General features: G+C 62.7%; 26 protein-coding genes and 1 pseudogene. 16 read left to right on the forward strand and 11 right to left on the reverse strand.

Translation table 11 applies throughout. The features are described from left to right. Positions 1-71: 71 nt before the first annotated feature. The 5 genes from CR152_RS19865 (at position 72) to CR152_RS19885 (ending at position 3,175) form a co-directional block, all read left to right on the forward strand. A complete protein-coding gene (locus tag CR152_RS19865) occupies positions 72-581 on the forward strand; it encodes a hemerythrin domain-containing protein (RefSeq protein ID WP_229413468.1) in 510 nt (169 codons plus the stop codon). 128 nt (positions 582-709) lie between these two features. Beyond that, positions 710-1,528, forward strand: coding sequence for a Crp/Fnr family transcriptional regulator (locus CR152_RS19870; RefSeq protein ID WP_370663824.1), 819 nt, complete (start codon positions 710-712; stop codon positions 1,526-1,528). A 174-nt stretch (positions 1,529-1,702) separates the two neighbouring features. Next, a complete protein-coding gene (locus CR152_RS19875; protein WP_099882547.1) occupies positions 1,703-2,032 on the forward strand; it encodes a DHCW motif cupin fold protein in 330 nt (109 codons plus the stop codon). A 10-nt stretch (positions 2,033-2,042) separates the two neighbouring features. Next, positions 2,043-2,522 carry a GNAT family N-acetyltransferase gene (locus CR152_RS19880; protein ID WP_099877531.1) on the forward strand — a complete coding sequence of 160 codons (480 nt, stop codon included), beginning with the start codon at positions 2,043-2,045 and terminating at the stop codon, positions 2,520-2,522. Positions 2,523-2,554: 32 nt separating this feature from the next. Continuing rightward, positions 2,555-3,175: a hypothetical protein gene (locus tag CR152_RS19885; protein WP_157778622.1), complete on the forward strand. Its 621-nt coding sequence runs from the start codon at positions 2,555-2,557 to the stop codon at positions 3,173-3,175. Here the strand turns inward: CR152_RS19885 and CR152_RS19890 are convergent. Next, positions 3,159-4,730 (reverse strand): oleate hydratase, encoded by a 1,572-nt coding sequence (locus CR152_RS19890; RefSeq protein WP_099877538.1) that lies wholly within the window; start codon positions 4,728-4,730, stop codon positions 3,159-3,161. The two genes, CR152_RS19885 and CR152_RS19890, sit on opposite strands and share 17 nt — an antisense overlap. Before the next feature lie 258 nt (positions 4,731-4,988). Between CR152_RS19890 and CR152_RS19895 the strand changes: the two genes are divergently transcribed. Further along, complete coding sequence (locus CR152_RS19895) at positions 4,989-6,242, forward strand: PQQ-dependent sugar dehydrogenase (protein WP_229413469.1); 1,254 nt, start codon at positions 4,989-4,991, stop codon at positions 6,240-6,242. Here CR152_RS19895 and CR152_RS19900 read toward each other — a convergent pair. Further along, positions 6,196-8,037, reverse strand: a complete 1,842-nt coding sequence (locus tag CR152_RS19900) for a putative bifunctional diguanylate cyclase/phosphodiesterase (RefSeq protein WP_167399925.1) — start codon at positions 8,035-8,037, stop codon at positions 6,196-6,198. The genes CR152_RS19895 and CR152_RS19900 overlap by 47 nt on opposite strands. Before the next feature lie 506 nt (positions 8,038-8,543). Between CR152_RS19900 and CR152_RS19905 the strand changes: the two genes are divergently transcribed. Further along, entirely contained in the window at positions 8,544-9,521 is a 978-nt protein-coding gene (locus CR152_RS19905; RefSeq protein ID WP_099877544.1) for a chemotaxis protein, read from the forward strand. A gap of 115 nt (positions 9,522-9,636) precedes the next feature. Here the strand turns inward: CR152_RS19905 and CR152_RS19910 are convergent, their stop codons facing one another. From CR152_RS19910 to CR152_RS19920, 3 genes are all read right to left on the reverse strand, one after another. Next, positions 9,637-9,819, reverse strand: coding sequence for a hypothetical protein (locus tag CR152_RS19910; protein ID WP_099877547.1), 183 nt, complete (start codon positions 9,817-9,819; stop codon positions 9,637-9,639). A gap of 49 nt (positions 9,820-9,868) precedes the next feature. After that, on the reverse strand, positions 9,869-10,924 hold the full coding sequence (locus CR152_RS19915; protein WP_229413470.1) for an alpha/beta fold hydrolase: 1,056 nt from the start codon (positions 10,922-10,924) through the stop codon (positions 9,869-9,871). A 105-nt stretch (positions 10,925-11,029) separates the two neighbouring features. Beyond that, entirely contained in the window at positions 11,030-11,842 is an 813-nt protein-coding gene (locus CR152_RS19920) for an EcsC family protein (RefSeq protein ID WP_099877549.1), read from the reverse strand. Between the two features lie 144 nt (positions 11,843-11,986). On the opposite strand from CR152_RS19920, the gene CR152_RS34695 reads away from it, so the two are divergent. The 6 genes from CR152_RS34695 (at position 11,987) to CR152_RS19945 (ending at position 15,569) form a co-directional block, all read left to right on the forward strand. Beyond that, positions 11,987-12,601 (forward strand): SMP-30/gluconolactonase/LRE family protein, encoded by a 615-nt coding sequence (locus CR152_RS34695; protein WP_267876245.1) that lies wholly within the window; start codon positions 11,987-11,989, stop codon positions 12,599-12,601. Further along, positions 12,598-12,990, forward strand: a complete 393-nt coding sequence (locus tag CR152_RS34700) for an SMP-30/gluconolactonase/LRE family protein (RefSeq protein ID WP_267876246.1) — start codon at positions 12,598-12,600, stop codon at positions 12,988-12,990. Before CR152_RS34695 ends, CR152_RS34700 begins: the two co-directional genes overlap by 4 nt. A 191-nt stretch (positions 12,991-13,181) precedes the next feature. Beyond that, complete coding sequence (locus CR152_RS19930) at positions 13,182-13,373, forward strand: hypothetical protein (RefSeq protein WP_099877552.1); 192 nt, start codon at positions 13,182-13,184, stop codon at positions 13,371-13,373. Positions 13,374-13,520: 147 nt separating this feature from the next. Continuing rightward, the gene (locus tag CR152_RS19935) at positions 13,521-14,138 is read left to right on the forward strand and encodes an AIM24 family protein (RefSeq protein ID WP_208640158.1); all 618 of its coding nucleotides are present in this window, start codon (positions 13,521-13,523) and stop codon (positions 14,136-14,138) included. A 78-nt stretch (positions 14,139-14,216) separates the two neighbouring features. Next, positions 14,217-14,828: an AIM24 family protein gene (locus CR152_RS19940; RefSeq protein WP_229413471.1), complete on the forward strand. Its 612-nt coding sequence runs from the start codon at positions 14,217-14,219 to the stop codon at positions 14,826-14,828. A gap of 3 nt (positions 14,829-14,831) precedes the next feature. Next, on the forward strand, positions 14,832-15,569 hold the full coding sequence (locus tag CR152_RS19945; protein ID WP_099877557.1) for an AIM24 family protein: 738 nt from the start codon (positions 14,832-14,834) through the stop codon (positions 15,567-15,569). 12 nt (positions 15,570-15,581) lie between these two features. On the opposite strand, the gene CR152_RS19950 is transcribed toward CR152_RS19945, so the two are convergent. After that, positions 15,582-16,547: a DMT family transporter gene (locus tag CR152_RS19950; RefSeq protein ID WP_099882555.1), complete on the reverse strand. Its 966-nt coding sequence runs from the start codon at positions 16,545-16,547 to the stop codon at positions 15,582-15,584. Positions 16,548-16,897: 350 nt separating this feature from the next. Beyond that, on the reverse strand, positions 16,898-17,527 hold the full coding sequence (locus tag CR152_RS19955; RefSeq protein WP_099877560.1) for a pyridoxamine 5'-phosphate oxidase family protein: 630 nt from the start codon (positions 17,525-17,527) through the stop codon (positions 16,898-16,900). Between the two features lie 350 nt (positions 17,528-17,877). Here CR152_RS19955 and CR152_RS19960 point away from each other — a divergent pair. Next, positions 17,878-18,168: pseudogene (locus CR152_RS19960) on the forward strand (IS30 family transposase); the annotation flags it as partial. Positions 18,169-18,701: 533 nt separating this feature from the next. On the opposite strand, the gene CR152_RS19970 reads toward CR152_RS19960, so the two are convergent. After that, on the reverse strand, positions 18,702-19,319 hold the full coding sequence (locus tag CR152_RS19970) for a nitroreductase family protein (RefSeq protein WP_099877566.1): 618 nt from the start codon (positions 19,317-19,319) through the stop codon (positions 18,702-18,704). Positions 19,320-19,353: 34 nt separating this feature from the next. After that, positions 19,354-20,265 carry an EamA family transporter gene (locus CR152_RS19975; RefSeq protein ID WP_099877569.1) on the reverse strand — a complete coding sequence of 304 codons (912 nt, stop codon included), beginning with the start codon at positions 20,263-20,265 and terminating at the stop codon, positions 19,354-19,356. A gap of 85 nt (positions 20,266-20,350) precedes the next feature. Between CR152_RS19975 and CR152_RS19980 the strand changes: the two genes are divergently transcribed. Continuing rightward, positions 20,351-20,866: a MarR family winged helix-turn-helix transcriptional regulator gene (locus tag CR152_RS19980; protein ID WP_099877572.1), complete on the forward strand. Its 516-nt coding sequence runs from the start codon at positions 20,351-20,353 to the stop codon at positions 20,864-20,866. A 14-nt stretch (positions 20,867-20,880) separates the two neighbouring features. Here CR152_RS19980 and mdtH read toward each other — a convergent pair whose 3' ends face one another. Continuing rightward, a complete protein-coding gene (mdtH, locus tag CR152_RS19985; RefSeq protein WP_099877575.1) occupies positions 20,881-22,080 on the reverse strand; it encodes a multidrug efflux MFS transporter MdtH in 1,200 nt (399 codons plus the stop codon). Positions 22,081-22,164: 84 nt separating this feature from the next. Here mdtH and CR152_RS19990 point away from each other — a divergent pair, with 84 nt between their 5' ends. After that, positions 22,165-23,073, forward strand: coding sequence for a LysR family transcriptional regulator (locus tag CR152_RS19990; RefSeq protein WP_208640159.1), 909 nt, complete (start codon positions 22,165-22,167; stop codon positions 23,071-23,073). A 188-nt stretch (positions 23,074-23,261) separates the two neighbouring features. Here CR152_RS19990 and CR152_RS19995 read toward each other — a convergent pair whose 3' ends face one another. Beyond that, complete coding sequence (locus tag CR152_RS19995) at positions 23,262-24,341, reverse strand: ABC transporter ATP-binding protein (protein ID WP_099877580.1); 1,080 nt, start codon at positions 24,339-24,341, stop codon at positions 23,262-23,264. Between the last annotated feature and the right edge of the window lie 2 nt (positions 24,342-24,343).

Below are 24,343 nucleotides of genomic sequence, written 5' to 3' on the forward strand. Positions count from 1 at the left end.
CGGATTCCACTCGGCGCAGTCGCATACTTTTGGTATGCTTTTGTACCTATACTAATAGTTTCGGAGCGAACATGGACATCGAAGGCATGCAAGACGATGCGATTGACATATTAATCATCGAACACGAGGAGGTAACTGCCCTGTTCGAGCAGTTCCGCGGCCTGAGCGTCCGCTCGAAGGACAGCAAAAAACGCATCTCCGAGGATATCTGCGACGCCCTGACCATTCACGCCCTGCTGGAGCAGGAGATTCTTTACCCCGCAGTGCGGACCGCGCTCAAGGATGCCGACCTGGTTGCCGAGGCCATCGTCGAGCATGCCAGCGCGCGTGAGCTGATCGGGCACATCCGCCAGATGGAGCCGGAGAACGAATTGTTCGACGCGACCATCAAAGTGCTGTGGGACCAGGTGACGCGCCATGCACGCGAGGAAGAGGAAAAAATGTTCCCGCGCCTGCGCAAGAGTAAGCTCGACTTGGTCGCGCTGGGCGCGCGCATGCTGGAGTACCGCAGGGTGCTGGAAACCGGGCCGGGGCGCATCCCCGCCCACGTCCGTGCAGCGGGAGACACGTCATCCACGTAGGATATAGATGACAAAGCGTCATTGTTCATGCCTACAGCGTGTCATCCACTGGTCCGATGGTTGGTTTTTCTAGCGAGCCTTACAGTAGAGCCATTGATGAGTTGAACCTAACAACACAGAGGCATACCATGTACCGCACGCAAAATATCGATTCGAACAGCAACGCCACCAACGCCATCCGCTCCATCGCCCTGGGTTCTGCCGCGAAGCCGGCCTCCGCGAAGCCGATGATCAGCGTTGCCGGCGCCCAGCAGAACGAATTGCTGCGTGCCTTGTCCCGCACGGACCTGGAAGCCCTGTTCCCGCACCTGGAACTGGTTCCCATGCCGGCAGGTAAGCACCTGTATGACTTCGGCAGCAAGTTCGACTACGCTTACTTCCCGACCAACGCCATCGTCTCCCTGATGTATGTCATGGAAGACGGCGCCACCACCGAAATCGGCGTGGTCGGCCGCGAAGGCGTGCTGGGCGTGGCGATGTACGAAGCTGAACGCGCTACCTGCAGCGCCGTGGTGCAGACCGCCGGCTACGCTTACCGCCTCAAGAGCAGCGTGCTGCGCGAACTGGTCGCCTCCGGCGGCGCCATGGCCCAGCTGCTGATGCGCTACACCTTCGCCATGTTCGCCCAGCTGGCCCAGAACGTCGTCGGTGGCCGCCACTGCACCATCGAACAAAAACTGTGCCGCTGGCTCCTCGACCGCCTGGACCGTTCGCTGTCGGACGAAATCAAGGTCACGCAAGACACCATGGCGACCATGCTCGGTGTGCGCCGCGAAACCATCACCATGACCGCGCGCAAGCTGCAAGCGGACGGCCTGATCCAGTATCGCCGCGGCACCGTCGCCATCCTCGACCGCGCTGGACTGGAAGACTACGCCGGTACCTGCTACCGCGCCGGCAAGATCGGTTTCGAGCAGATGCACGACACGGCCTGGAACAACGCTTAACAGTTACCCTGGCGGCGCGGACAGCACATCACCGCCCGCGCTGCCATCCTCATTTGCCAGGCCCGCCGACCGACGCCGGGCCGAGCGCAATGTCTTCCTGCATGCTATGTTATGCGCTTGCGGATGCTGGAAACAGCGTCCGTTTTCAATGACGGCATTGAACAAGGCATGCGCATGAACATCTCCGATATTCCCTTTGGTATTACCGACTGGACCGGCGTGGAACGTACCGAGCATCCCGGCGAAACCGGCATGGCGTACTGGCAGACGCGCCAGTTCGGCGCCATCCGCGTGCGCGTGGTGGAATACAGCGCCGGTTATCTGGCCGACCACTGGTGCAGCAAAGGCCATATCCTGTTATGCCTCGACGGTGAGCTCGAAAGCGAACTGGCCGACGGCCGCAAGTTCATCCTCACGCCGGGCATCAGTTACCAGGTTGCCGATAACGCCGAAGCACATCGCTCCGGCACGCGCAGTGGCGCCAGACTGTTTATCGTCGATTGAGGAGCGGGCCATGCTGATATTACGGGCGGCCACGCTGGCCGATATCGATGCCATGTGGGCGCTGCGTACGCGCGCGGTGCGCATCGGCTGCGCCGGTCATTATCCGGCCGACGTGGTCGAGATATGGTCGGCGGCCCCGGCGCCGCGATCGTATCCCGGGCTGGTTGCCAGCGGCGGCGCCGTCATTGCGCAAGAGCAGGGCGCCATGCTGGGCTATGCGATTCTCGACCTGGTTGCCGGCGAAGTCGATGCGGTATTTGTCGATCCGGCGGTGGGCGGGCGCGGCATCGGGAAGACGATGCTCGCCGCCCTGGAGCGGATGGCGCTGGAGCGTGGCTGCACACGCTTGTATTTATCGGCCTCGCTCAATGCGGTGGCGTTTTATCGGGCGGCGGGATTTGTCGTGCTGCGCAATGCGGTGTATGCGCACCCGTGCGGCATTGCGCTGGATTGTGTGGAAATGGAAAAGCACCTTCCCGGCGCGGGGTAGAATGCGGTTCGCTCATTGTGTTTGTCCATCCCATGCGCTACAAATCATCTCGCCCCGTCCCGGTGAGCCTGACTCGCACTGTGCTCGCCATCGCGCTCATCGCCGTGCTGGTTTGGGGCCCGATAGCAGTGTATTGTTCCTGGAGCATTTACTTTACCCAGCCATCCATCTGGCTTGGTCTTGCAGCGGCCGGCATGGGCATTGTACTGGTCGCGCGGCCGATGATGCGCACGGTGCGACGCGATATCGAGATGGGTACGCACGCCAGCCGGCTGCGTGGAACGCGCTTCTCGTGGGTCAGTTACCTGGCAATGCTCGGCATCACCGGCCTGATGTTTTACGGATGGATGACCTGCGCGCTCTGGATTCTTGCGATGTTGATGTCGCCGCCGCTGGTGGAGCGGGAATTCAGGGTCGGCACGACCAATGAATGCACAGGCAGCAAATGCAACAGTTGCCGATACCGGGCGGCGACCTTGTTACGCTTCGAATCGACGGATACGGATATATGCGTCGACGAGGTGAAGCCCGCCCTGCGCCAGGGCGAACGGATGATCGTGCGCGGTTATTTTCACCCGCTGGTGATTCAAATCGACTCCGTGCGGCGTGCTCCGGCCGCGCCGCCTGCTCCCATGCCTACTTCAAGGCCTTGAACAAGGCTTCGAACTGCGTGCTCAGTGCGTGATCGTGCTGTTTGATCGGCGGCACTTCGCGTTTGATATCGAGCAGTTCATACACCGCCATCTGCGCGGCCCGTACCGAATACTCCACCGTGAACACCACATCATCGGCAATCTCGACAAACTGGCTGATGAACGCCAGGTTTTTCGATTCCTTCGGCACCGGCAGCGGACGGTCGCTGTGCAAACGCGGCATGAACATGCTGGTGATGTAAGGCATGCGGCAAGGGATGCAATTGGCCGTTTCCACCGCATCGAGATCGAAGCGCAAATGGCCGCACAGCTCGCGCAGGATTTCTTCGCCGGTGCAGTCCGACATCGGCTTGGCGACAAAATTGCCGATCCGGTCCGGTGACAGCGCATAACCCCAGAATACCTTCACGCCGGCCGGCTGGTTGGCAAAGTGCGGCTGGTGCGCCAGCACGATGGACATGAACCAGTTCGAATCCTTGAACGTGACCAGCCCGCCGGTGCCGGCTTCATTGCCACTGAACTGCTGCATCTTGTCGAAGAAGGCAGAATCCTGCTGGGTCACGGTGAACGATTCCCAGTACGATTCCGAAATGCTGCTGTTGAACGCCGCCGGATTGCCGAAACCCGGCTGCGCGGCCGCCAGCTTTTCCCACAAGGTCCAGCCATGGCTGTCGGTCTTGTCGAGTTTTTCCGGGGCGCTGGTCATGCTGCCCAGGCTCGACGCGTCGGTCATCGAACCGTTCTGGAAGAACACCAGGTCGCCCGCAGCCACGTCCACATGCTCGCTGTTGCCGCTTCGGATGCAGTCAAAACCGGTGACGACGAACTTGCCATCCACGCTGGCGTGGCCGATGTCGGTCACCTTGCAGTCGAGGATGAACCGCACGCCTTGCTGTTGCAGCCACTCCTGCAGCGGGCGCACCAGCGAATCGTACTGGTTGTAGACCGTGCGGCGCACGCCGGCGAGCGTTTCGATGCGCGAAAACTCCAGCATGAAGCGGTGCAAATAGCGCTTGAATTCAACCGCGCTGTGCCACGGCTGGAAAGCAAACGTGGTGGCCCACATATACCAGAACTCGGTCTCGAAAAAGGAAGGATCGAGCCAGTCGCTGATGGTGTCGGCGCCCAGCGTCTCTTCGTCGGCCAGGCTCAGCTTGAGCAACTGCGCGCGGTCGTGCATCGAAAAGCCCATCGACGTTACCGGCACCTTGGCGCGGCGCTTGTCGACCAGGCGCGCTTGCGAGTGGGACTTGTGCAGCTCGTTGAAATCGACGGTTTCATCGAACACGCTCTTGTTTTCGTCCGCCAGCGAGGGAATCGACTTGAACAGATCCCAGGTGCACTCGTAGTTGTCGAACGTGAGCATGCGTCCACCGCGCAGCGAATAGCCCTGATCGGGCGTTCCCGCGCCGTCCAGACTGCCGCCGAGCAGAGGAGCGGCTTCGTAAATGCGGATGTTTTCACCGGGGACATTGCCGTCGCGGATCATAAAAGCGGCTGCCGACAGCGAGCCGATACCGCCGCCGAGCAGATAGGCGCGTAAATTGTTGTTCATGTGGGGATCGTCCAAAAAGGTGCATCGGTGTCCGGTGCTAGCCGGACAGGCAAAGTCCGGACGACATTGGCATCTGCCATTTGTTGCGACGCAGCATGCGTCCGGAGGCATGCAGAATCGCATACAGTGAACGCAAAAAAATTGACGCACATCAAAATTGACCGATCAATCATAGAGTGATCGCTCAGACATTGCCGCTGGAAATGCTGCGTGCATTCAATACTCTATAATTCCCGCACCTTCTTCATTGGATGCCGCATGACGCCTTTCGACTCCCGCAATCTTCTTCGCCCGGCGCTGGCCGCCGCTTTTTCCCTGATGGCCGGTGGCGCCGCCGCGGCCGATAAATGCGGCGGCGCACCGCGCCTGGCTGTCACGACGCCGCCGGGCTTTTGCGCGGGCATCATCGCCGGCGGCTTCAAGTTCGCGCGCGGCGTGCAGCCGCTGGACAATGGCGACGTGCTGGTGGTTGACCTGGGCGGCTGGCAGCCCAACCAGGGCAGCATCTGGACCTTGCGGCCGAGCGCGGCCGGGTATCAGAAAACATTGCTGATGAAGAAAATCGACCGTCCGAACGGCATCGTGCTGGGGCCGGACGGGCTGGTGTATGTGGGCGCCATCAAGCGCGTGTTCCGCTTCGATCCGCGCGATCCGGACGGCACCACCAAGGACATTATCGGCGGCAAGTCCGGCGTAGCGGCGCTGCCCGGCATTGGCCGCCACCCGCTGACCGCCTTGCGCTTCGACGCCAAGGGCGACCTGATCGTCAACGTCGGCTCCGGCAGCGACCATTGCGAAGGCAAGGGCGGCAGGGCGCCGGACCCGGCCAAACCATGCGCCGAGGCCAGCGGGCCGAATGCCCTGGGCGTGCTGCGCAAATATCAGATGCAATGGCCGGCCGGCACCGTCAAGAGCTGGGAAGTGCACGCTACGGGATTGCGCAATTCCATGGCGCTGGCGGTCCACCCGGTCACGCATGCGGTGTGGCAGGGCGAAAATTCGCGCGATGCGATCCAGGCGGCCATGAAGGGATTAAAGAACGATAACGATCTGCCGCACGATGAGCTGAACCTGATCGAGGCCAAGGGCAACTACGGCTGGCCCTACTGCTACGACAACAATGTGGCCAGTCCGGAGTATCCGGCCGCCAAGTGCGCCAGCTACCGCGCCCCGGCGCGCCTGCTGCCGGCCCATTCCGCGCCGCTGGGCATGACCTTTTACACGGGCGACATGTTCCCGCCGCAATACAAAAATAGCCTGATCATGGGATTTCACGGCTACCGCGAGCACGGCCACCGCCTGGTGGCGTTCCTGCCCGATGCGCAGGGTGCGCCGCTGGGCAAGAAAATCGAACTGATCAGCGACTGGACCGCCAAGCCGAACCAGTCGGCCGGAGCGCCGGTCGACGTCAAGCAGGGCCGCGACGGCGAGATTTTCCTGGTCGAGGACCGCAGCGGACGGGTGGTCAGGTTGCAGTATGACGCGCCGGCGAAGGCGTCACAGGGCAAATAGGCTTCCAGGGTGCGCGCGGGGCGGGCTGTTCGGCTTGCTCGCGCGCGCACCAGGCGAACAGGTCTTCCGGCGCCAGCGGCCGGGCGAACAGGTAGCCTTGCCCCTCATCGCAACCCTGATCGCGCAGCAACTGCCGAACGTCATCGGTTTCGATACCTTCGGCCACCACGCGAAAACCCAGCTCGTGCGAGAGTGAAATCATGGTGTTCACCAGCGTGCGGTTGCGCTCGCCGCCAGCCATGTTGCGCACGAATGACTGGTCGATCTTGACCACGTGCGCCGGCATGCTCTGCAGGTAGGACAGGCTGCTGTAGCCGGTGCCGAAGTCGTCGATCGCCAGGCGCACGCCGGCTTGATCGAGCGCCGCCAGCGTGGCCAGCGCGGTGCCCTGGTTTTCCATGATGGCGCTTTCCGTCACTTCCAGCTCCAGCCAGCCCGGCGCCATGCGGTGCTGGTTCAGCAGCGCGGCGAGATTGCTGACGAAATCCTTTTCCAGCAGGTTGGCGGCCGACACGTTGACCGACATCTGCAATTGCAGGCCGGCGCCGTGCCAGGCGGCCAGCTGGCGCACGGCTTCGCGGATCACCCAGTTGGTGGCGGCGCGCACCATCGAGGTTTGCTCGACCACCGGTATGAATTCACCCGGCGGCACGTCGCCCAGCTCCGGATGGCGCCAGCGCAGCAGGGCTTCGGCGCCGACGCAGCGCCCCGTGCCGAGGTCGATGCGCGGCTGGTAGACCAGGCGCAGCTGGTGCGTATCGTCGAGCGCCGCATCGAAAGCGTTGAGCAGGGTGAAGCGGCGGCGGTAGGCGGCGTCCTGCTCGGAGGAGTAGGTGCCGATCAGCTGGCCGGTCTGGTGCGCGTCCTGCATGGCGTTCTGGGCAATGCGCAGCACGTCCAGGCAATCGGTGCGGCCCGGCAGGAAGGGCGCCATGCCGATCGCGGGGGTGGTCACGAAGCGCGAGGTGCACCACTCGCCGCGGCTGTCGAGCCAGTGCGCCAGGCGCGCCCGGTAAGTGCCGTCCTCGGCGCCATCGTCGATGCCGGGCGGAGCGATGGTGATGAACTGGGTCGCGGCCAGCTGGTACACCTTGTGCTCTTCGCCCATGAGCGCGCGGTAGGAGCGGATCGCCTCGTCCATCAGGTCGTCGAAGTAGGAGGCGCCCATCACGCGCGCGGCATTGTTGAGCTGTTCCTGGTTGGCCATGTTGACCAGCACCGCCACGCGCCGCTCGCCATGCGGGCGGTCCATTTGCAGGTCGGCGTAGTCTTCGATGAATTGTTTGCGGTTCGGCATGCCGCTGAGCGGGTCGACCCGGCCCAGGGTGTGCTGCAGCTCGATCTGGGCCATGACCATGGCCGCCAGGTCGGTCAGCGCATCGCGTTCGGTGCTGCTGATGGCGCGCGGTTCCAGTCCCAGCACGCACATCGCGCCGAGCTTGTAACCGTCGCTGGTGATCAGCGGCGCGCCGGCGTAAAAGCGCACGCCGCTGTGGGCCAGGTGGCTGTCGCGGAAAAACGCATCCTCATGCAGGTCGTTAATCACCAGCATGATGCCGGTGTCGGCAACGGTGGCGCAGGGCGCCTTTACACGGGGAATCTCGGTGTGGCCAACGCCCACGCGCGACTTGAACCATTGGCGGTCGCTGTCGGTCAGGGACACGGCTGCGATCGGCAGCCCGAAGACGCGCGCGGCCATGCGCGTGATGCGGTCGAACGCTTCGCTGGGCGCGCTGTCGAGCAAGTTGAGCTTGCGCAGTGCGAGCAGGCGGTTGGATTCGTTGCAGGTATTCATAAACATGCCTTTTTGCCCTGAGCGCCGGGCCGCATCGTGAACGCAATTCCATCCGATGCGCTCGTTGTCACTGGTAACAAGGGAAGGATGCGGGGAATGGGCATCGAATAGCAAGGCAGGCAAGGCTGCCCGATTGACAGTATCGGGCTGGCCGCCAGGGCCGGCGACGAGCGGGTCAGGGCTCATGCAACAAATTGTAGCATCGAAAGAAATTTAATGCTCTATGGCATTAAATGTACGAACGGCGCAACAAACCCGGGGGATTCAGGTGAATCACGATGATGCCGCAGGAATATTTACACGTATAATCGATTGGACTGGACTGCGGATTTTCCCGCCTCCGGCCGGTTTACCTCTTACCTGATCCCCCATCCCCCGGGATCGCCCAGATCCGCCTGTCGGCCCAAGCCCGCCGATGCATCAGAACGCCAGGTTCGCGTCGGCCCGACGCGCTAACACAGTTGCTGCCGGCCGCCCTTGGGGCCGGGCGCAGGGAAAAGGAAACGATGAATAACGTTCAACAGGATATCGACGAAAGAAGCAATCTGACCAGTCTCAACAAGCTGGAATTGCTCTTGTTCCGCCTGGGTGGCGATGCCGAGGGCAACCACTCCGAGCTGTATGCGATCAACGTGTTCAAGATTCGCGAAATCGTCGCGATGCCGCATGTCACGCCGATTGCCGATTCTCATCCGCACATGCTGGGTGTTGTCAATCTGCGCGAGCAGATTATTCCTGTTATCAATCTCCCTGCGGTGGTGGGATGCATCCCGGCAGCGGGCCTCAAGCTGCTGTTGATCACCGAATTCGCCCGCACGACGCAAGCATTCGCAGTCGAAGCGGTGGAAGAAATCGTGCGCCTGGAGTGGACCTCGGTGCTGCCGGGCGATAAAACGGCCAGCGGCGCGCTGGTGACCAGCATTGCCAAGGTCGATGGCGACGTGCCCAATACGCGTCTGGCCCAGGTGCTCGATGTGGAATCGATTTTGCGCCAGTTGCACAGCAACGATGAGCCGGATGTGGACGTCGATTCGATTGGGGCGCCGCTCAACCTGCCCGAGGGCCAGGTGATCTTGGCGGCGGACGACTCCGTGATTGCGCGCGCGCTGATCGAAAACGCGCTGCAGGCGATGGGGGCGCAGTACGTAATGACCAATTCCGGCAAGCAGGCGTGGGACAAGCTCGAAGCGATTGATATCGCGGCGAAAAAAGAGGGCAAGACGGCGCGCGACAAAGTGGCGCTGGTGCTGAGCGACCTGGAAATGCCGGAGATGGATGGATTTACGCTCACGCGTAATATCAAGCAGGACAGCCGGTTTTCGACGATCCCTGTGATCATTCATTCCTCGCTGTCGGGCGCGGCGAATGAAAACCACGTCAATGGCGTGGGGGCGGATGCTTATATTGCCAAATTCGTGCCGATTGAACTGGCGGCGCTGCTGCGCAAGACGCTCGCGAAAAACACGCCGCAAAAGCGCGGGTGAGTTAGTACTGTCGTATCCACCACTGGCGGAAAGTTGCTTCCACCAGTGGCGAAAGGTCGTTTTCACCAGTGCTGAAAAGTCGTTTCCAACACTGTCGGAAACGACAGTTTTGAGATTAGTGGTTTTGCTTCTGCTTCGCCCCGCCACCCGCACCTTCATCGCTCCCCGCTTTTACATTGCTTTTGGCATCGTGGCTGCTTTTGTCATCCTTCTTGCCGGCCGCCGAATTAACGTCCGCTTCGGTTTCCAGGCTGCGTGATTGTTGGTTTTGCGTATCTTCTGATTTCGATTGGGTCATGGTAAATCTCCTTGTAGCAGTGAATAAAACGGATAAGCGCGGCGTCGCCTTAGTGCAGCGTCGCGCCAGTGTCGTGCTGGGCCCACGCAGGAATATGCGCGAGGCCCGCGCGTGCCCCGACCTCAAGCCTGGCAACTGCTGCCATGATGAGGTCCGGACGAGCGTAGTGCAGCATGTGCCCGCAGCCTTCTTCCAGCTGCAGGTCGCTATGGGGAACTTCGTGATGGAACCGTACCGCCTGGCCTTCGGCGCTGACCACCCGGTCTTCGCAGCCGGCCAGCACGGCAATCGGCAGGCGCAACTCGCCGTAACGCTGTGACAGACGCTCCGCCGCCGCCACCATCATGCCGCTTTCGGCGGCGCTGGCGCCCAGCTGTTCCGGCCGCAGTGACATCCACGCCGGAAACTCGCTGAAGCGTTCCGGCACCGCGGCCGGGCCGAACATGCGCCGCGTCAGAGCAGGCCACAACAGGCGGCCCAGCAGCGGCGCCACGGTGTTGCGCAGCACCTGCCCGAGCAGCGGCAGCGCGGGCGCCGACGCCAGCGGCACGTCAAGACGCAAACTTGGATAATAATAGCCGGACACCAGCGTAATGCCGCGCACGTAGCGCGGATATTCCAGCGCCAGCGCCAGGGTCACGAGCGTGCCCCAGGAATGCCCGACAATCACGGGCCGTTCAACCCCCAGCATGCGCAATGCCTTGTACATCAGGCGCGCCTGCGCTTCCGGGGTCCAGCTGGTGTTGTCTGGCCGTTCGCTGTGCCCGAATCCCGGGCGGTCGAAGGCAATCACGCGATGCGACTCGGCCGCCGTGTCGAGCAGGCCGCTGAGAGCGAAGTCGTGCACATGCAGTCCATTCCCGTGCAGTAGCACCAACGGTGGTCCATCGCCCTGCTCAAGATAGTGCAGGCGCACGCCATCGACCTCGATCACCTGGCCCTGTGCCGGGTTGGCCAGCTCGGCCTCGCGTTTCCGGGCTTGCACATACATCGCCGAAGCGGCCAGGCCGGCGGCGGCGAGCAAGGCGATGCTGCCCCAGCCGGGCGTGCGCGGCTCGGTGCAGGTGGAAATTCGGTTCGGCATGGCGGTGCGGTCGTAAGGCATGTTTGTCCTGCGGCAGGTTGATGAGTGGCTGTCGTGGGGCACACTGTGCCTGTCTCGGTCACTGCTGGTCTGTGCGCCAGACAACACTGTGGGAACCTTCGCCGGTCAGCCTTGCAGTTGCAGGTAAGCGGCGCTGACCGCATCCGGGCCGTACAGACGCTCCAGCCGCCGCACCGTGAAATGGCCGCGCGCCATATCCTGGAAGTGGTTGATGAACAGGGTATTAACCAGCGCGCCGCCGGCCGCGCCGATGATCGGCACCATCATCGCCGCCGCTTTCTGCGACACGTGCACATTGAAGCGGGTGGCGATCTGGGCGATCAGGCGCACCAGCGCCGGCGCGCTTTCGCTGGCCAGGCTGTGCTTGGCAAGATAGACCGTCGCCTCGGACATGGCCTGGGCCAGCGCAATGCGCGCCGCGTAGTAGCCCGATTCCGTTGCATCGTCGGCGGCCGTTTTGCCCCCCAGCGAAAACACCATCAGGCAGGCCAGCTGCGCTTCGCCCGAGGCCAGGTTTTCGCCCTGCGAGCGGCCGATATCGGCGATCGAACGCAGCATGACGACCGTGGACACCGGCAGCTCCACCGCCAGTCCGGCAATGCCGAAGGCGCCGCCGGCCGCGCCGCTCAGCGCCACCGCCGCGCTGTGCAGCTTTGGAAACGACGAGGTGCCGGATGGGCGCAAGGTAGCGTTGGCCACGTTCAGGCATTTGGTCAGCGACGCGTTGGTGACGGCGGCAATCTTGCTGGTCCACGCGGCGGGCAGGGCCTTGACGGCCGCTTCGAGCGGCATGCCGATCACGTCGGTGATGCGGGCCACGTAGCCGGGATGCTCCAGCAGGCGCTTGGCTTGCTGCAATTCGGCCAGGTGCTCCTGCGACAGGGTCGGCGTGCCGCCGGCCGGGTGTTCACGTTCCATGATTCCTCACTGATCAGATGCCGCTGCGCACGGTGCGTCAGGGCGGTGCGTGGAGTATAGGCGAGTCGGGCCACTGCGGCCTGCACGCACGAAGCGCTGCTACAATGATCATTTTGATAGCGCTAACATTTCACAAGGATACCGATGCTGCCGACCCTGCCCCTGCGTTCCCTGCCGCGCCTGACGCTGCGCCTGGCCTTGGCCCTGAGCGTGCCGCTTGGCTTGACCGTGCCGTACAGCGCGGCCGCGGCGCAGTGCGCCGGCGTGCCCCCCAGCGGCGTGCTGACAGCCGCGCGCGTGGCCGGAACGGCGCCGGCCCACGCTGAAGCGGGCCTGTACGAAGGCCCGGTCTGGATCGGCGAGTCCCTGTATTTTTCCGACTTCACCTTCGGCCCCGGTTTTCCGTCGCGTATCCAGCGGCTGGGGCCGGATGGCAAGGTCGGCACGGCGATCGCCGACAGCGGCAGCAATGGCTTGGCCGTCGATGCGCGCGGCAACATCGTCGCCGGCACCCACAAATACAAGGGCGTGTCGCGCTTCGCTCTCCCTGGCGGCAAGCGCACCCTGGTCGCCGGCACCTACAACGGGCAGGTCTTCAATTCGCCCAACGACCTCGCCATTGCTGCGGATGGCACGATTTATTTCACCGATCCATCTTTCCAGCGCGACGCCGCCCCGGGCGGGCAGGACAGCGCGACGCCGCCCCGGGCGGGCAGGACGCCACCCGTGTCTACCGCGTGGCGCCCGGCGGCAAGGTGACGGTGGTCGAACGCGGCATCGCGAACCCGAACGGGGTGGCCTTGTCGCCGGCGGGCGATATCCTGTATGTGAATGGCGGCGGCGAGCACGGCGTGCTGCGTGCCTACCCGATCGTGCGCGGCGTGCCGGGCAAGGGACGCGACCTGGTCAAGGGCCTGGCCGTGCCCGACGGGATGACCGTCGATTGCCAGGGCAATATTTACGTGACCGAACACACGGCGCAGCGCCTGCGCGTGTTCTCGCCAGCCGGCAAGGAGCTGGCCACGATCAAAGTAGATGCCAACATCACCAACGCGGCATTCGGCGGCGCGGACCGCAAGACCTTGTTCATCACGGGCGCCGGCACGCTCTGGCATATACAGCTGGGCCTGACCGGAAAGGCCTATTAGGATCAAGGGCTGCGGGATTTCAATGATTTGTGTTAAGAGTCGAACATACGGCGCAGGTTCGCGTGCGCATACTGGGTTCATGCAGTAATTGTTCTCACTGAAAGACATCATGAAAACCCCGCAGTTGACCGTTTCCAGCAATGACCGCATCGCCATTTTTATGCGCTGCACCTCGCGCCGGAGCGTGTGATATGAAAACCACCAAACCCGATCCCCAGCCGGCCTCGCGCATCGAACGCGAAATCGAGCGCGAGCGCGACCAGCGCCACAAGAACGACGAAGAGCGCTCGGGCACCAGCCCGGCCTCGGATTTCCGCATCAAGGATGCGCGCGAAAGCAGCGATTCGGGCGCTCTGCACCGGTCTCGCTCGCGCTACCACTGATCCGGCGCGCCGGGCGCCCGGTGGGGTGGCCAGGTCCGCCGGGGCGAGCCACGCATTGCTGTCTTGACACACCTGCCTGACACAACCAGAATGAGACGTTCTGGTTGCCGGCGGCCGCGCCGCGACCGCTTTTGTCAGGAGCAAGCCGTGACCCGTTTCCGTAATAATTCCGATCGCCTGCTGGAAGTGACCCTTCAAAACGAGAAGGTGCTTGCCATCGCCGGTTCCATGGTTGCCTACACGGGCGCCATCAAATTCGAAAAATCGATTCTCGGCGGCGAGGGCATCTTCGGCGCCCTCAAGCGCAAGGTGACCAACGAGGGCATGCAGCTGATGCAAACCTCGGGCACCGGCACCGTGTTTTTCGCGCAGAACGCGGCCGAAATCACCGTCATTCCGCTATCCGGCGAAAAAATGACCATCGAAAGCAGCAGCCTGCTGGCCTACGATACCTCGCTCAAGACCGGCACCAGCTTTGCCGGCCTGCGCGGTGCGGTCTCGGGCCAGGGCCTGTTCAGCACCACGGTCGAGGGGCAGGGCAATATCGCCGTCATCTCGCGCGGCAACCTGATCATGCTGGAAGTGACGCCCTCCACCCCGCTGCGCGTCGATCCCGACGCCTTCATCGGCTACAAGGGCAATATCACCCAGGAATTCGTGTTCGACGTCAATTGGCGCACCATGGTGGGCGAAGCCTCGGGCGAATCCTACCAGCACAAGTTCTCCGGCCAGGGCGTGGTCTTCATCCAGCCCGCGGAACGCTGACAGGGCGGCGCGACGCGCTGCCGATAATCGAATCAAGTGGAGAATGCCATGCCGGCGTACCAGCAAATCAATGAAAAAATGATTGAGGTCAAACTCAATAACGAGGAAGTCTTCGCCAAGAAGGGTGCGATGATTTCGTACCAGGGCGAAGTTGCCTTCAGCCGTTCCTTCCTCGCGGGGCAGGGCGTGCAGACCCTGGGCATGCGTGCCGCCACCAACGAGGGCTACTCGCTGATGCTGGCCAAGGGCCGCGGCTCGGTCTACTACGCCTACGACGGCCTGTTCGTCACCATCGTTCCGGTGCGCGGCGACACCCTGTACGTCGAAAGCGACAATGTGCTCGCCTTCGATGCGCGCCTGACCGCCGGAACCATGTTCCTCGGTAACCAGGGCGGCATCCAGGGCATGGCGCGGGGCGCCGTGTCGGGCCAGGGTTTGTTCACCAGCACCTTCCAGGGCACGGGCGAGGTGGCCATCCTGTCGGACGGCAACGCGATCGGCTTGCCGGTCACGCCCGATGTGCCGGTGTGCGTCGATCCGCAAGCCTACATCGGCCATACCGGGCAGTTGAGCTCGACCATCATCACCGACCTGAACTGGAAAACCTTCGTCGGCCAGGCATCGGGCGAATCGTATCAAGTCAAATTCACTGGCCAAGGCACGGTCTACATTCAAGCGAGCGAGAGGTAAATCATGACAATCTACAATCCAGTGAATTTACCCAAGAACGATAACCTGAACCGGTTTGCCTTCGTGGTGGACGTGAACGACCAGATCTTCATCCGCAAGGGCAAGATGATCGCCTTTTATGGCAACCTGACCTTCGAGGCCATGGGCAGCAGCGTGGTCGACATGCTGGCGCGCCACGCTTTCAACGCGCCCAAGTACATCCACAACTTCGTGGTCGCGCAGGGCAATGGCCAGCTGATCTTGGGCGACAACGGCAACGACCTGGCCTGCTATGACCTGGACGCGGCCAACATGACGATCCGCGCCAAGAACCTGCTGGGCTTTACGAAGAACGTGATCTGCCAGGAATCGACCTTGCCGGGCTACCTGACCCTGCTCGGGACCGGCAAGATCATCGCCTCGTCGAACGGGCCGGTGCACTTCCTGGAATTGCCGTGCCGGGTCGACGAGCAGGCCGTGCTGGGCTGGGCCGATTGCCCGAGTCCGTCATACCGCTATGATTACGAGCACGTCAGGGGCTTCGTGTCGACCGTGGGCGCGTTGACGGGCTTCACGCTGTCGGGCGAGGAAAAGCAGGTCGACTTTACCGGTGCCGGCACGGTGCTGGTGCAGTCATCCGAGCTGGAACTGAGCGGCAGTTCGACCTTGTCGCACTTGCTGGCGCAGTTGCCGATGCTGGGCAAGGAAGATTTGACCAGGCTGAGTTTGTCGATACAGCAGCAGAGCCAGCAGCGCCGTTAAGGCTGCACCGTGTCAGGCGTGCGTGGCAGTCTGCTCGGCGAGCGGCTGCACCGCGTGCATCCTCACTGCCCACACCACGCCCGCGACCAGCAACACGATCGCCGCCATTTCCATCACGCGCGGAAACTGGCGGTGATACACAAAGCCATACAGCAGCGCGAACAGGGTCTCGAACAGGATCAATTGTCCCGACAAGGTGACCGGCACGCGCCGGCTGGCAATATTCCACAAATGGTTGCCGATCACTGACGCGCCCAGCGCGAGCAGGGCGTTGGTGATCCAGAACACCGTCCAGTTGCGACCGCTCGCGGTGCCCGCGGCACCGGTGACGTCGCCATGCCAGATGGCGAACGCCAGCGCGCCGATCACCAGCGCGATCAGGCCGCTGGCCATGCCGTACAGTGCCGACCATTCCGCACTGCTGAAATGCGCATTGCGCTTGAGGAAGCGCGCATTGTCGAGCGCGTACCAGCTCCAGCACAGCAGCGCACCGAAGGCGCACAGTACGCCCAGCAAGGTGGCGCCAGGAGGCGCCCCGCTGGCGCGCGCATGCAGGAATACATCGATATTAATACAGGCAATGCCGGCGGCGACCACCAGCAATGGCAGCGCCAGTTGCGACAAGGGAATGGCGCCATGATCCTTGCGCCCGAGCAGGGTGACGGTGATCGGCAGCAGGCCGATGATCAGCGAAGTCGGCGCCACGCCCGCCAGCTTGACGCCCAGGGCCAGCAGCATGTAGTAGACGATGTTGCCGGCCAGCGCATGGCGCACCAGCGCGCCGCAGTCGCTGCGGTCGAGCCGCCCCAACAGGCCGCGCAGGCGCGGCAGCATCAGCCCGGTGGCGATGGCGCCGTAGGCGATGTAGCGGCCCACGGCCAGCTCGACCGGCGAAAACGCCGGCAACAATTCCGGCACGATGAACACCATGCCCCACATCGCGCCGGCCAGCAAGCCGCACAGTACACCAGTCCACATCGATTTATTCCCGCCATGCAATTTCATCAAAGTCCGCCAGTGTCGCACGAAGTGCGCAGGGCTGCTGGCGTAGCGAGGAAGCCTGACCGGACCTCGCGCTTGCTAATGAAGTAAAACACGCCATAAAGTTGGCCGGACTCGTAGGCGCCGATTCCTTGATTTTCTTCAGTTCAGCTTTTTTGCCAAGTTGGTCGGGCCAGGCGCTTCGTACGGCGGTCATTACGGTTCAGCGAACAAAGTCGGTCGGGGACCGCCCGTTGGCCGCTTACGCCCCAATGCAGCCTGTCGACTATCGAAAAAGCTGTCATCACCGGGTGAGTCAAAACGGTTGCCTGCCAGTCATTTCGCTCCTAGTAGAGGCTTGCCTGTTGGCGCGCCTGAAGGTCACGATCATATAGTTCACCGTCGATTTGGGCGTTTGTAATAGCCTCGAGCATTGCGCCGGCACTGGGAACCTTGGCGGGGACTTCTGCAGCAACTGGCTGCCATAGGTTCGAGCGGCGAATGGCTCGTGCGCATTGAAAGAACACTGCCTCGACCTTGACGATGAGGACGCATTTCGGCAACTTACCTTCCATCGAGAAACGCTGAAGCAATTCTGGATCCGTAGTGATGCAAGCGCGACCGTTGACCCGCAGGGTTTCGCCGACACCTGGTATTAGGAATAACAGGGCAACTCTAGGATCAGTAAGAATGTTGCGCAAGCTGTCTACCCGGTTGTTGCCACGACGTTCAGGAACCAAAAGTGTATGCTCATCTTGAACATGCACGAACCCCGGAGGATCCCCGCGAGGCGAAGCATCTAGCCCATCTGGACCACTTGTAGCTAATACGCAAAAAGGCGATGCTTCAATGAGTTGACGATAACGCGGGTGGATATTCGAAACCTCCTTTTTCAAAGAGGCATCGCTAACTTTTTCGAACAGCAGGTCAAGTTGCGCCGTTGTGCTGATGACGAATTGTTCGGTGGGCTGAGTCATTGTTGTTCCTCGAAATGTCTAAATTTGTTGTCGGCGTACGTATAAACCCCGAGACATGAATTCGCTAAGAAGAATTTGCACAGTAAGTTTGCGGGTCTCACTGTTTGGATATCGGTGTGACATCGAATTTTCGCAAAAGACATCGGTGCCACACATCGAAGGCTGCTTTGGGGACAATGCGTGACCGACCGCATCTGGCCGGCTCCTGCCGATTGTACTCGACCGCGAATTGGCGTCGGCCAGCTTCACCGCTGGCGCGCCATAGCCGCCACCTAAGTCAGCTTCCGGGGCCGGTTCGAGCCGGTTGGTTAGTCACCGACGAAAACGATATAGGTATGAACCTTACCGATCGCGGTTTGACGTGGGATCGCGGAAAAGAAATGGCTGGCCATAAACGCTTTACCCTCGCGTCCGACATTCAAGTCTACTTCTGTGATCCCAAGAGCCCATGCCAGCGAGGATCCAACGAAAACACGAATGGTCTGCTGCGACAGTACTTCCCGAAAGGGCTGGACCTCTCTAGCTACTCTCAGGAAGGACTTGATGAGGTGGCCAGGAAATTGAACGAGCGTCCCAGGAAGACGCTAAACTATCAAACACCGGCTCAACGATTTGCAGAGTGTGTTGCGTGGACCGATTGAATCCGCAGCCATAACCTGCCGTTCGAAAAATAATCAATCAAGCAAATAGCTCTTGGCCTAAGTGAACGTAGAGATGCTGCCTTCAATGTTTTCTAATATTGCCACCAGGCTCTTCAGGCGAAGATGGTGGTTCGTCCTGGTTTCAATAGTCGGCCTTTGCATGCTGATCGTCAGTATGATCTATGCACCCGGCAATGCGAGATTGTTAGCCGGGATCATTGTCGGCCCCCTCATTTTCCTGCCGTGGGCTCTTTTATGTACTTGTATGTGGTTTCACCCTGCACAAGGAAATCTTCAGCCGGGGAGCCGATACATCGGAAAGTTGCCGCCAATGCTACAGTCGGCGTTGCGGTGGTACGCGTCTCTTTTTCTGATCGTCTTTGTCCTGGCGGGGCTGGTCATTTGCCCATTAATTTTGATGACAATGGGCTAGGGCCGAATGTGCGCCGCGGTCGCTGCCGTCGAGCTGTCCCAAGAGAGTGCGAATGCGCGGCGGCATCGGTCCGATGGCAATGGCGCCGTACACCCATCGTTTAAACGAACTCAAGCACCTTGTGCAAGGGCTTGCGCGGCTTCTGCGGCCAATTGCCTTCGGTAACGTAGCCGACCGTCACCAGCATGACCGGTATCTCGGTCGGCGCCAAACCGAACTCGCGCGCCACGCCCTCGGCTTCGAAGCCCCCTATGGATCCGCTGGACATGCCCATGCCCTGGGCGGCGAGCATCAGCGTCATGGCCGCCAGCGATGCGGAGCGGATGGCCTCGTCGCGCTGCAACTGGGGGTTGTCCAGATGCGAACGGCTGGCCATGAGCAGCCAGGTATCGAACACCGACTTGTCGACGATGCCCGCCTCGACCGACGGCTGCAGCGCCTCGGCCAATCCTTCGTGCGCGGCCAGAGTGCCGCAGACGATAAAAGTGACGGGCGCATCGGCAACTTTTTGCTGTCCGAACGATAGTGCTTTCAAGCGCGCCTTGGCCCCGGCGTGACGCACGGCGATGAATTTCCAGTTCTGAAAGTTGTAGGCCGACGGCGCCAAGGTGGCAAGGCGGACCAGCTCGCTTATTTCCAGGTCCGACACCGGACGGGTGGTGTCATAGTTATTGGCCGAGATGCGCGCTTCGATGAGGGTCTTGATGCTGTTGTTCATGGTGCGTTCCTTTGGGTAGTTGAAAAAAATGGCTTTACGACTTGCATGGATTGCCGCCGGCCGGTGCTGGCGTTTGCGCGCCAGGCAGCGTGGCCCACTGCACCGCAACGATGCTGGCGAAAACCGTCGCCAGCCCGGCCAGCGACACGCCCGTCATGGCTTGCCCCAGCAACGCCCAGCCAAGCACCACGGCCGCCAATGGGCTAAGCAGACCGAGCGACGACACCGCCACCGGCGACAGCCGCGCCAGGCCGCGAAACCACAGCACATAGGCGGCCATGGTGCCGATCAGCACCAGGTAGGCGTAGGCGAGCAGGTGGGCGCCGTTCAGCGCCGGCAACGGCGGATCGATGGCCCACGCTGCCGGTAGCAACATCGCGCCACCGGCGAGCAACTGCCAGCCCGTGAACGCCAGCACAGGCACATCGGTTTTCCAGCGCCGCGTCAGATAGGTGCCGGCGGCCATGCAGGCAGCGCCGGCGAGCGCCGCGGCAATGCCGAGCGCATCCCACCCGGCGCCCGGCGCGAGCAGCAGCGCCGCCATGCCGAGTACCCCCAGCACGCAGGACGCGATCGCCAGCCCGCTGGCGCGGCGTCCCTCGCACGCCCACGCGAGCGCGACCACCAGCAGCGGCTGGATTGCGCCCACCACGGCCGCCAGGCCGCCCGGCAAGCGGTAGGCCGCCACGAACAGCAAGGCCTGGAAGACGCCGATATTGAGCGCGGCAAGCAGCGCCAGCCGACCCCACTGACTGCGTTCGGGCAGGCGCCTTGCCCACAGCGTCAGCAAGATGCCGGCCGGCAGCGTGCGCAGCAGCGCGGTCGTGAATGGCCGGTCCGGCGGCAGCAGGTGGGTGGCGACGATATAAGTCGAGCCCCAGATGGCCGGGGCCAACGCGGTGAGGAGGTAGTCAGTCCAGGACGGCTGTTCTTGCGTGGCGTGCATGCCGGTGCTCCTCAAATTTATCTTCAATTGAAGATAATAGCTTAGCATATAATCTTGAGTTCAAGATAAATGAGAGAGGTTCGTTATGGAAACCGAGCGAGCGCCGGACGCGGTCGACGCGATCCTTGCACAGTGGGGCCGGGAGCGGCCCGATCTCGATTGCGGTCCGATGGGCACCATCGGGCGCATCAAGCGTTGCGCCGCGTTATTGCAGCGCAGGCAGGAAGAGGTGTTTTCCGCCTACGGGATGACCAGTTGGGAATTCGACGTGCTGGCCACGCTGAAGCGTTCCGGAACACCCTACCGGATGGCGCCGACGGCCCTGTTCTCCAGCCTGATGATTACCTCGGGCACGATGACGCACCGCCTGAAGGGCCTGGAAACGCGCGGCCTGGTGCTGCGCGTGCCCCATGGCGACGATGCGCGCAGCGTGCTGGTGCAATTGACACCGGATGGCCTGGATCTGATCGACCGCGCCGTGACGGCCCATGTGGCGAACCAGCATCGCCTATTGGCCTCCACCGCGGCGGCCGATCTGGCCGCGATCGACGCCACCCTGTCGCGCCTGCTGGGCGTGCTCGAGCCCGGCGCGCAGGACTGATGCGCCAGTGGCAATCAAGCGCGGGCGCGCTGCCAGGAGGCGGCGCGGAAGAACTGGTGCGCCAGGGCGGCCAGGGTAAGACAGCCGACCGCGCACAGCACCATCCAGGGCAGGCCCGGCAGGCCCAGCGCCTTGCCCGCGTCAAGCAGATATCCGCCCCCGACGTAGCCAAGCAGACCGCCCAGCGCCAGCCCGATCCTGCTCAGCCCGATGTAGCTGGCGCGCGCCCGCACCCGTGCATAGCGCGCCACGATGGCCTCGCGCGCGGGCTCGGCGATCAGGCCGCCGACAAAGAACAGCCCCAACACGCCAAACACGCCGACCGTGCCCGATACCAGTGTCATGGCCGCAAGGCTGGCCGTCATCACGCCGATTCCGAGCAGCAGGCGTGCCTCCTCGCTCAGATAGCGTTCGCCCAGGCGCGCCATGGGATAGAGCAGCAGCACGGCGAGCAGCGCATCCATGCTGTACATCCAGGCCACGGCCTTGGTGGCCCCGGTCACGTGCGTCAGCAGCACCGGCAGCAGCAACATCAGCTGGACCTGCAAAACGTAGTAACCGCTCAGGGTCAGCACCAAGGTCAGGAATGGCTTGTCGCGCAGCGGAACCCGGATCGCCGCCAGCGCGGCCGTGCCGGGAACGGCGACCCGGTATGCGGGCAGCATCAGCGCATTGACCAGCGCCGCGAGCAAAAACACCGCGCAGCCGCCCATCGCGACCCAATAAAAATCCAGACCGAGCAGGAACGTGCCGAGCAGCGCTCCCAGCACGGCCGCCGCGCTGTCGAGCATCATCAGCAGCGCGTAGAAGCGGCTGCGCTCGGCCGGACGGGTCAGTTTGACGACCAGCGCCCCGCGCGCAGGTTCGAACAGGCTTCCGCCCAGCCCGGACAGGATGCAGGAAACGAACAGGTGGGCCGGGCTGCTGGCGTAGGCAAGTACCCCAAAGCCGGCTGCCCGCAGCAGCATGCCGCCCACGATCAGGGGCTTGGCACCAAACCGGTCGGAGAGCGAACCGCCGAGCAGCCCCAGGCCCTGTTGCGACACTTGCCGCAAGCCGAGCGCCAGGCCGACCGCCGCCGCGGCCCATCCAAGCTGATCGACAAAATGCAGGCCGATGATGGGGAAGACCAGATAGAAACCGGCCACCACCACTAGATTGTCTATCACGATAAAGCGCTTGCCGCGCAGCCTGGCGCCGCTTGTTCCTGCCATGTTCCTGCTCCCACGTCATCGATGAATTTTCATCTTAGGCAAGAACAAGACGGGACAGAAGATGCCTAATTTAAATGTTTGATATTGGATATTTTTATGTCTTTGAGTTTCGACGATCTGCGCCTGCTGATTGAAATCGTGGAATACGGCAGTTTTACCCAGGCCGCCGCGCGCCGCCGCTGGTCGCAGCCCCAAGTGAGCCAGCGGGTGGGCGCGCTGGAAGATCAGGTTGGTGTACAGCTGTTTCGACGGCACCGCCGTGGCGCCGTCCCCACCGAAGCCTGCGTCGCGTTCCTGCCGGCCGCGCGCGCCGCGCTCGCTGCGCTCGACCTCGGATTGCGCTCGGTCCAGGGCGTGCCCGCGCTGCCGAAAATGGGCCTGGCGTGTGTGCCGTCGCTCGCGTCCATGCTGTTCGGCCCGATCCTGCTGGCCCTGGCGCAGGCGCCGATGGAAATTCGCTGTACCACGAATCACTCGCCGATCATCATGGACATGCTCCTCACCGACCGTGCCCAACTTGGCTTTGTATTGCGCTGCCCGGCGATTGCCGGCATCGAGCTGGAACGCATTTGCGTCTCGCCCATCATCGCCGTGGTGCATCGCGATCATCCGCTCGCGCGCTCGCCCGCTTGCGTGCTGGCCGATATCGCGAACGCGCAGCTGGCCCCGCAATTCTGGGGCCCGCAATGCGATGAATTGATCGGACGCCTGCATGCGTATCGCACAACGAATATGCCGATTCATGCGATCCAGCCGGCCAGTGCCGCACTTGAGCTGGTGCTGGAGCATGGTTTCCTGACATTCATGCCTGAGATGGCGGTCGCGAAACAGTTGCAGGACGGGAGTCTGGTCAAACTCGATATCGCCGACTTGCCGCTGTGGGAGTGGGAAGTCATGATGGCGTGGCGCAGCGGGAAACGCGTGGATGCGAGCAAGCAGATGGTGTTGCGGGTTGTGCGGGAGATAGCGGCAGCTTGGACCCCAGGCACGTAGTCTTTGCCCCAAGTTTGCGAAAGCCCGCGCCAGTGTCGAACCAGGCGCTCAACGCTGTAGCCAACCCAGGGAACTGACCAAAGCAACTAAAGTAAGCTAGCCGTACGTAAGCTCATGTCACGCGTCTCTTCCACTGGCGTGCTTGATCTTTGTTGGCGGCCGTCAAAAGGTTTTGACAGGCAGGCGCTCTAAGGCGGGCACCTTCTGCCGTTTTCGCCGAATACATGGATACGCGCCAGCGGCGCACCGAGCGCCAGATGCTGGCCGACCTCCCAAGCGGCATCCGGGTCGGCCCGCACCACCATCTGCTCGGCGCTGCCGCCCACGCTGGCGTACAGATACGTTCCTTCCCCCAGCCGTTCGACCGCGAACACGGTCGCCGGGATGCCGTCCGTCGCACCGGTCACGATGTGCTCGGGCCGCATTCCCAATGTGACGTGCGCACCGGGTGCCATCGGCGCTGCCACGCACACCATCAGCTGGGTGCCGCCGGCCAGCGCCACCACCGCCCGGCCCGCGTTCCACTGGCGGATCTCGCCGCGCAGAAAATTCATCGGCGGCGCACCCAGGAAGCCCGCCACGAACAGATTGTCGGGCCGGTGATACAGCTCCAGCGGCGCGCCCACCTGTTCCACGCGGCCGGCGCGCAGCACCACGATGCGGTCGGCCAGGGTCATCGCCTCGACCTGGTCGTGGGTCACATAGATCATGGTGGTCGCCAGGGTGCGGTGCAGCCGGGCCAGTTCGATGCGCATCTGCACCCGCAGCGACGCGTCCAGGTTCGACAGCGGTTCGTCGAACAGGAACACGGCCGGCTGGCGCACGATGGCGCGCCCGATCGCCACGCGCTGGCGCTGGCCGCCCGACAGTTCCTTGGGCCGGCGCTGAAGCAGCGCTTCGATCTGCAAGGTGTGCGCGGCCTTGCGCACGGCTTCGTCAACCTCCGCCTTGCGCTTGCCGGCCAGTTTCAGGGCAAACGCCATGTTCTCGTACACGGTCATGTGCGGATACAGCGCGTAGCTCTGGAACACCATGGCCAGCCCGCGCTGCGCCGGCGCCACGTCGTTTACGCGCGCGCCATCGATGACGATGTCGCCGTCGTCGATGTCTTCCAGCCCGCAGATGGCGCGCAGCAGGGTCGACTTGCCGCAGCCGGACGGGCCGACAAAAACCACGAACTCGCCATCGGCGATATCGAGGTCGATTCCATGCAGGATTGCCTGCGCTCCGTACGACTTGCGAATGCCTGTCAGCTGTACTTGTGCCATGC

It is taken from the genome of Massilia violaceinigra (assembly GCF_002752675.1).
GTDB lineage: Bacteria > Pseudomonadota > Gammaproteobacteria > Burkholderiales > Burkholderiaceae_D > Telluria_A > Telluria_A violaceinigra.

Excerpts from the sequence above, each read along its gene's own strand:
- CR152_RS19865 (WP_229413468.1), top strand. The coding sequence starts at position 72 with ATGGACATCGAAGGCATGCAAGACGATGCGATTGACATATTAATCATC.
- CR152_RS19870 (WP_370663824.1), top strand. The coding sequence starts at position 710 with ATGTACCGCACGCAAAATATCGATTCGAACAGCAACGCCACCAACGCC.
- CR152_RS19875 (WP_099882547.1), top strand. The coding sequence starts at position 1,703 with ATGAACATCTCCGATATTCCCTTTGGTATTACCGACTGGACCGGCGTG.
- CR152_RS19880 (WP_099877531.1), top strand. The coding sequence starts at position 2,043 with ATGCTGATATTACGGGCGGCCACGCTGGCCGATATCGATGCCATGTGG.
- CR152_RS19885 (WP_157778622.1), top strand. The coding sequence starts at position 2,555 with ATGCGCTACAAATCATCTCGCCCCGTCCCGGTGAGCCTGACTCGCACT.
- CR152_RS19890 (WP_099877538.1), bottom strand. The coding sequence starts at position 4,730 with ATGAACAACAATTTACGCGCCTATCTGCTCGGCGGCGGTATCGGCTCG.
- CR152_RS19895 (WP_229413469.1), top strand. The coding sequence starts at position 4,989 with ATGACGCCTTTCGACTCCCGCAATCTTCTTCGCCCGGCGCTGGCCGCC.
- CR152_RS19900 (WP_167399925.1), bottom strand. The coding sequence starts at position 8,037 with ATGAATACCTGCAACGAATCCAACCGCCTGCTCGCACTGCGCAAGCTC.
- CR152_RS19905 (WP_099877544.1), top strand. The coding sequence starts at position 8,544 with ATGAATAACGTTCAACAGGATATCGACGAAAGAAGCAATCTGACCAGT.
- CR152_RS19910 (WP_099877547.1), bottom strand. The coding sequence starts at position 9,819 with ATGACCCAATCGAAATCAGAAGATACGCAAAACCAACAATCACGCAGC.
- CR152_RS19915 (WP_229413470.1), bottom strand. The coding sequence starts at position 10,924 with ATGCCTTACGACCGCACCGCCATGCCGAACCGAATTTCCACCTGCACC.
- CR152_RS19920 (WP_099877549.1), bottom strand. The coding sequence starts at position 11,842 with ATGGAACGTGAACACCCGGCCGGCGGCACGCCGACCCTGTCGCAGGAG.
- CR152_RS34695 (WP_267876245.1), top strand. The coding sequence starts at position 11,987 with ATGCTGCCGACCCTGCCCCTGCGTTCCCTGCCGCGCCTGACGCTGCGC.
- CR152_RS19930 (WP_099877552.1), top strand. The coding sequence starts at position 13,182 with ATGAAAACCACCAAACCCGATCCCCAGCCGGCCTCGCGCATCGAACGC.
- CR152_RS19940 (WP_229413471.1), top strand. The coding sequence starts at position 14,217 with ATGATTGAGGTCAAACTCAATAACGAGGAAGTCTTCGCCAAGAAGGGT.
- CR152_RS19945 (WP_099877557.1), top strand. The coding sequence starts at position 14,832 with ATGACAATCTACAATCCAGTGAATTTACCCAAGAACGATAACCTGAAC.
- CR152_RS19950 (WP_099882555.1), bottom strand. The coding sequence starts at position 16,547 with ATGTGGACTGGTGTACTGTGCGGCTTGCTGGCCGGCGCGATGTGGGGC.
- CR152_RS19955 (WP_099877560.1), bottom strand. The coding sequence starts at position 17,527 with ATGACTCAGCCCACCGAACAATTCGTCATCAGCACAACGGCGCAACTT.
- CR152_RS19970 (WP_099877566.1), bottom strand. The coding sequence starts at position 19,319 with ATGAACAACAGCATCAAGACCCTCATCGAAGCGCGCATCTCGGCCAAT.
- CR152_RS19975 (WP_099877569.1), bottom strand. The coding sequence starts at position 20,265 with ATGCACGCCACGCAAGAACAGCCGTCCTGGACTGACTACCTCCTCACC.
- CR152_RS19980 (WP_099877572.1), top strand. The coding sequence starts at position 20,351 with ATGGAAACCGAGCGAGCGCCGGACGCGGTCGACGCGATCCTTGCACAG.
- mdtH (WP_099877575.1), bottom strand. The coding sequence starts at position 22,080 with ATGGCAGGAACAAGCGGCGCCAGGCTGCGCGGCAAGCGCTTTATCGTG.
- CR152_RS19995 (WP_099877580.1), bottom strand. The coding sequence starts at position 24,341 with ATGGCACAAGTACAGCTGACAGGCATTCGCAAGTCGTACGGAGCGCAG.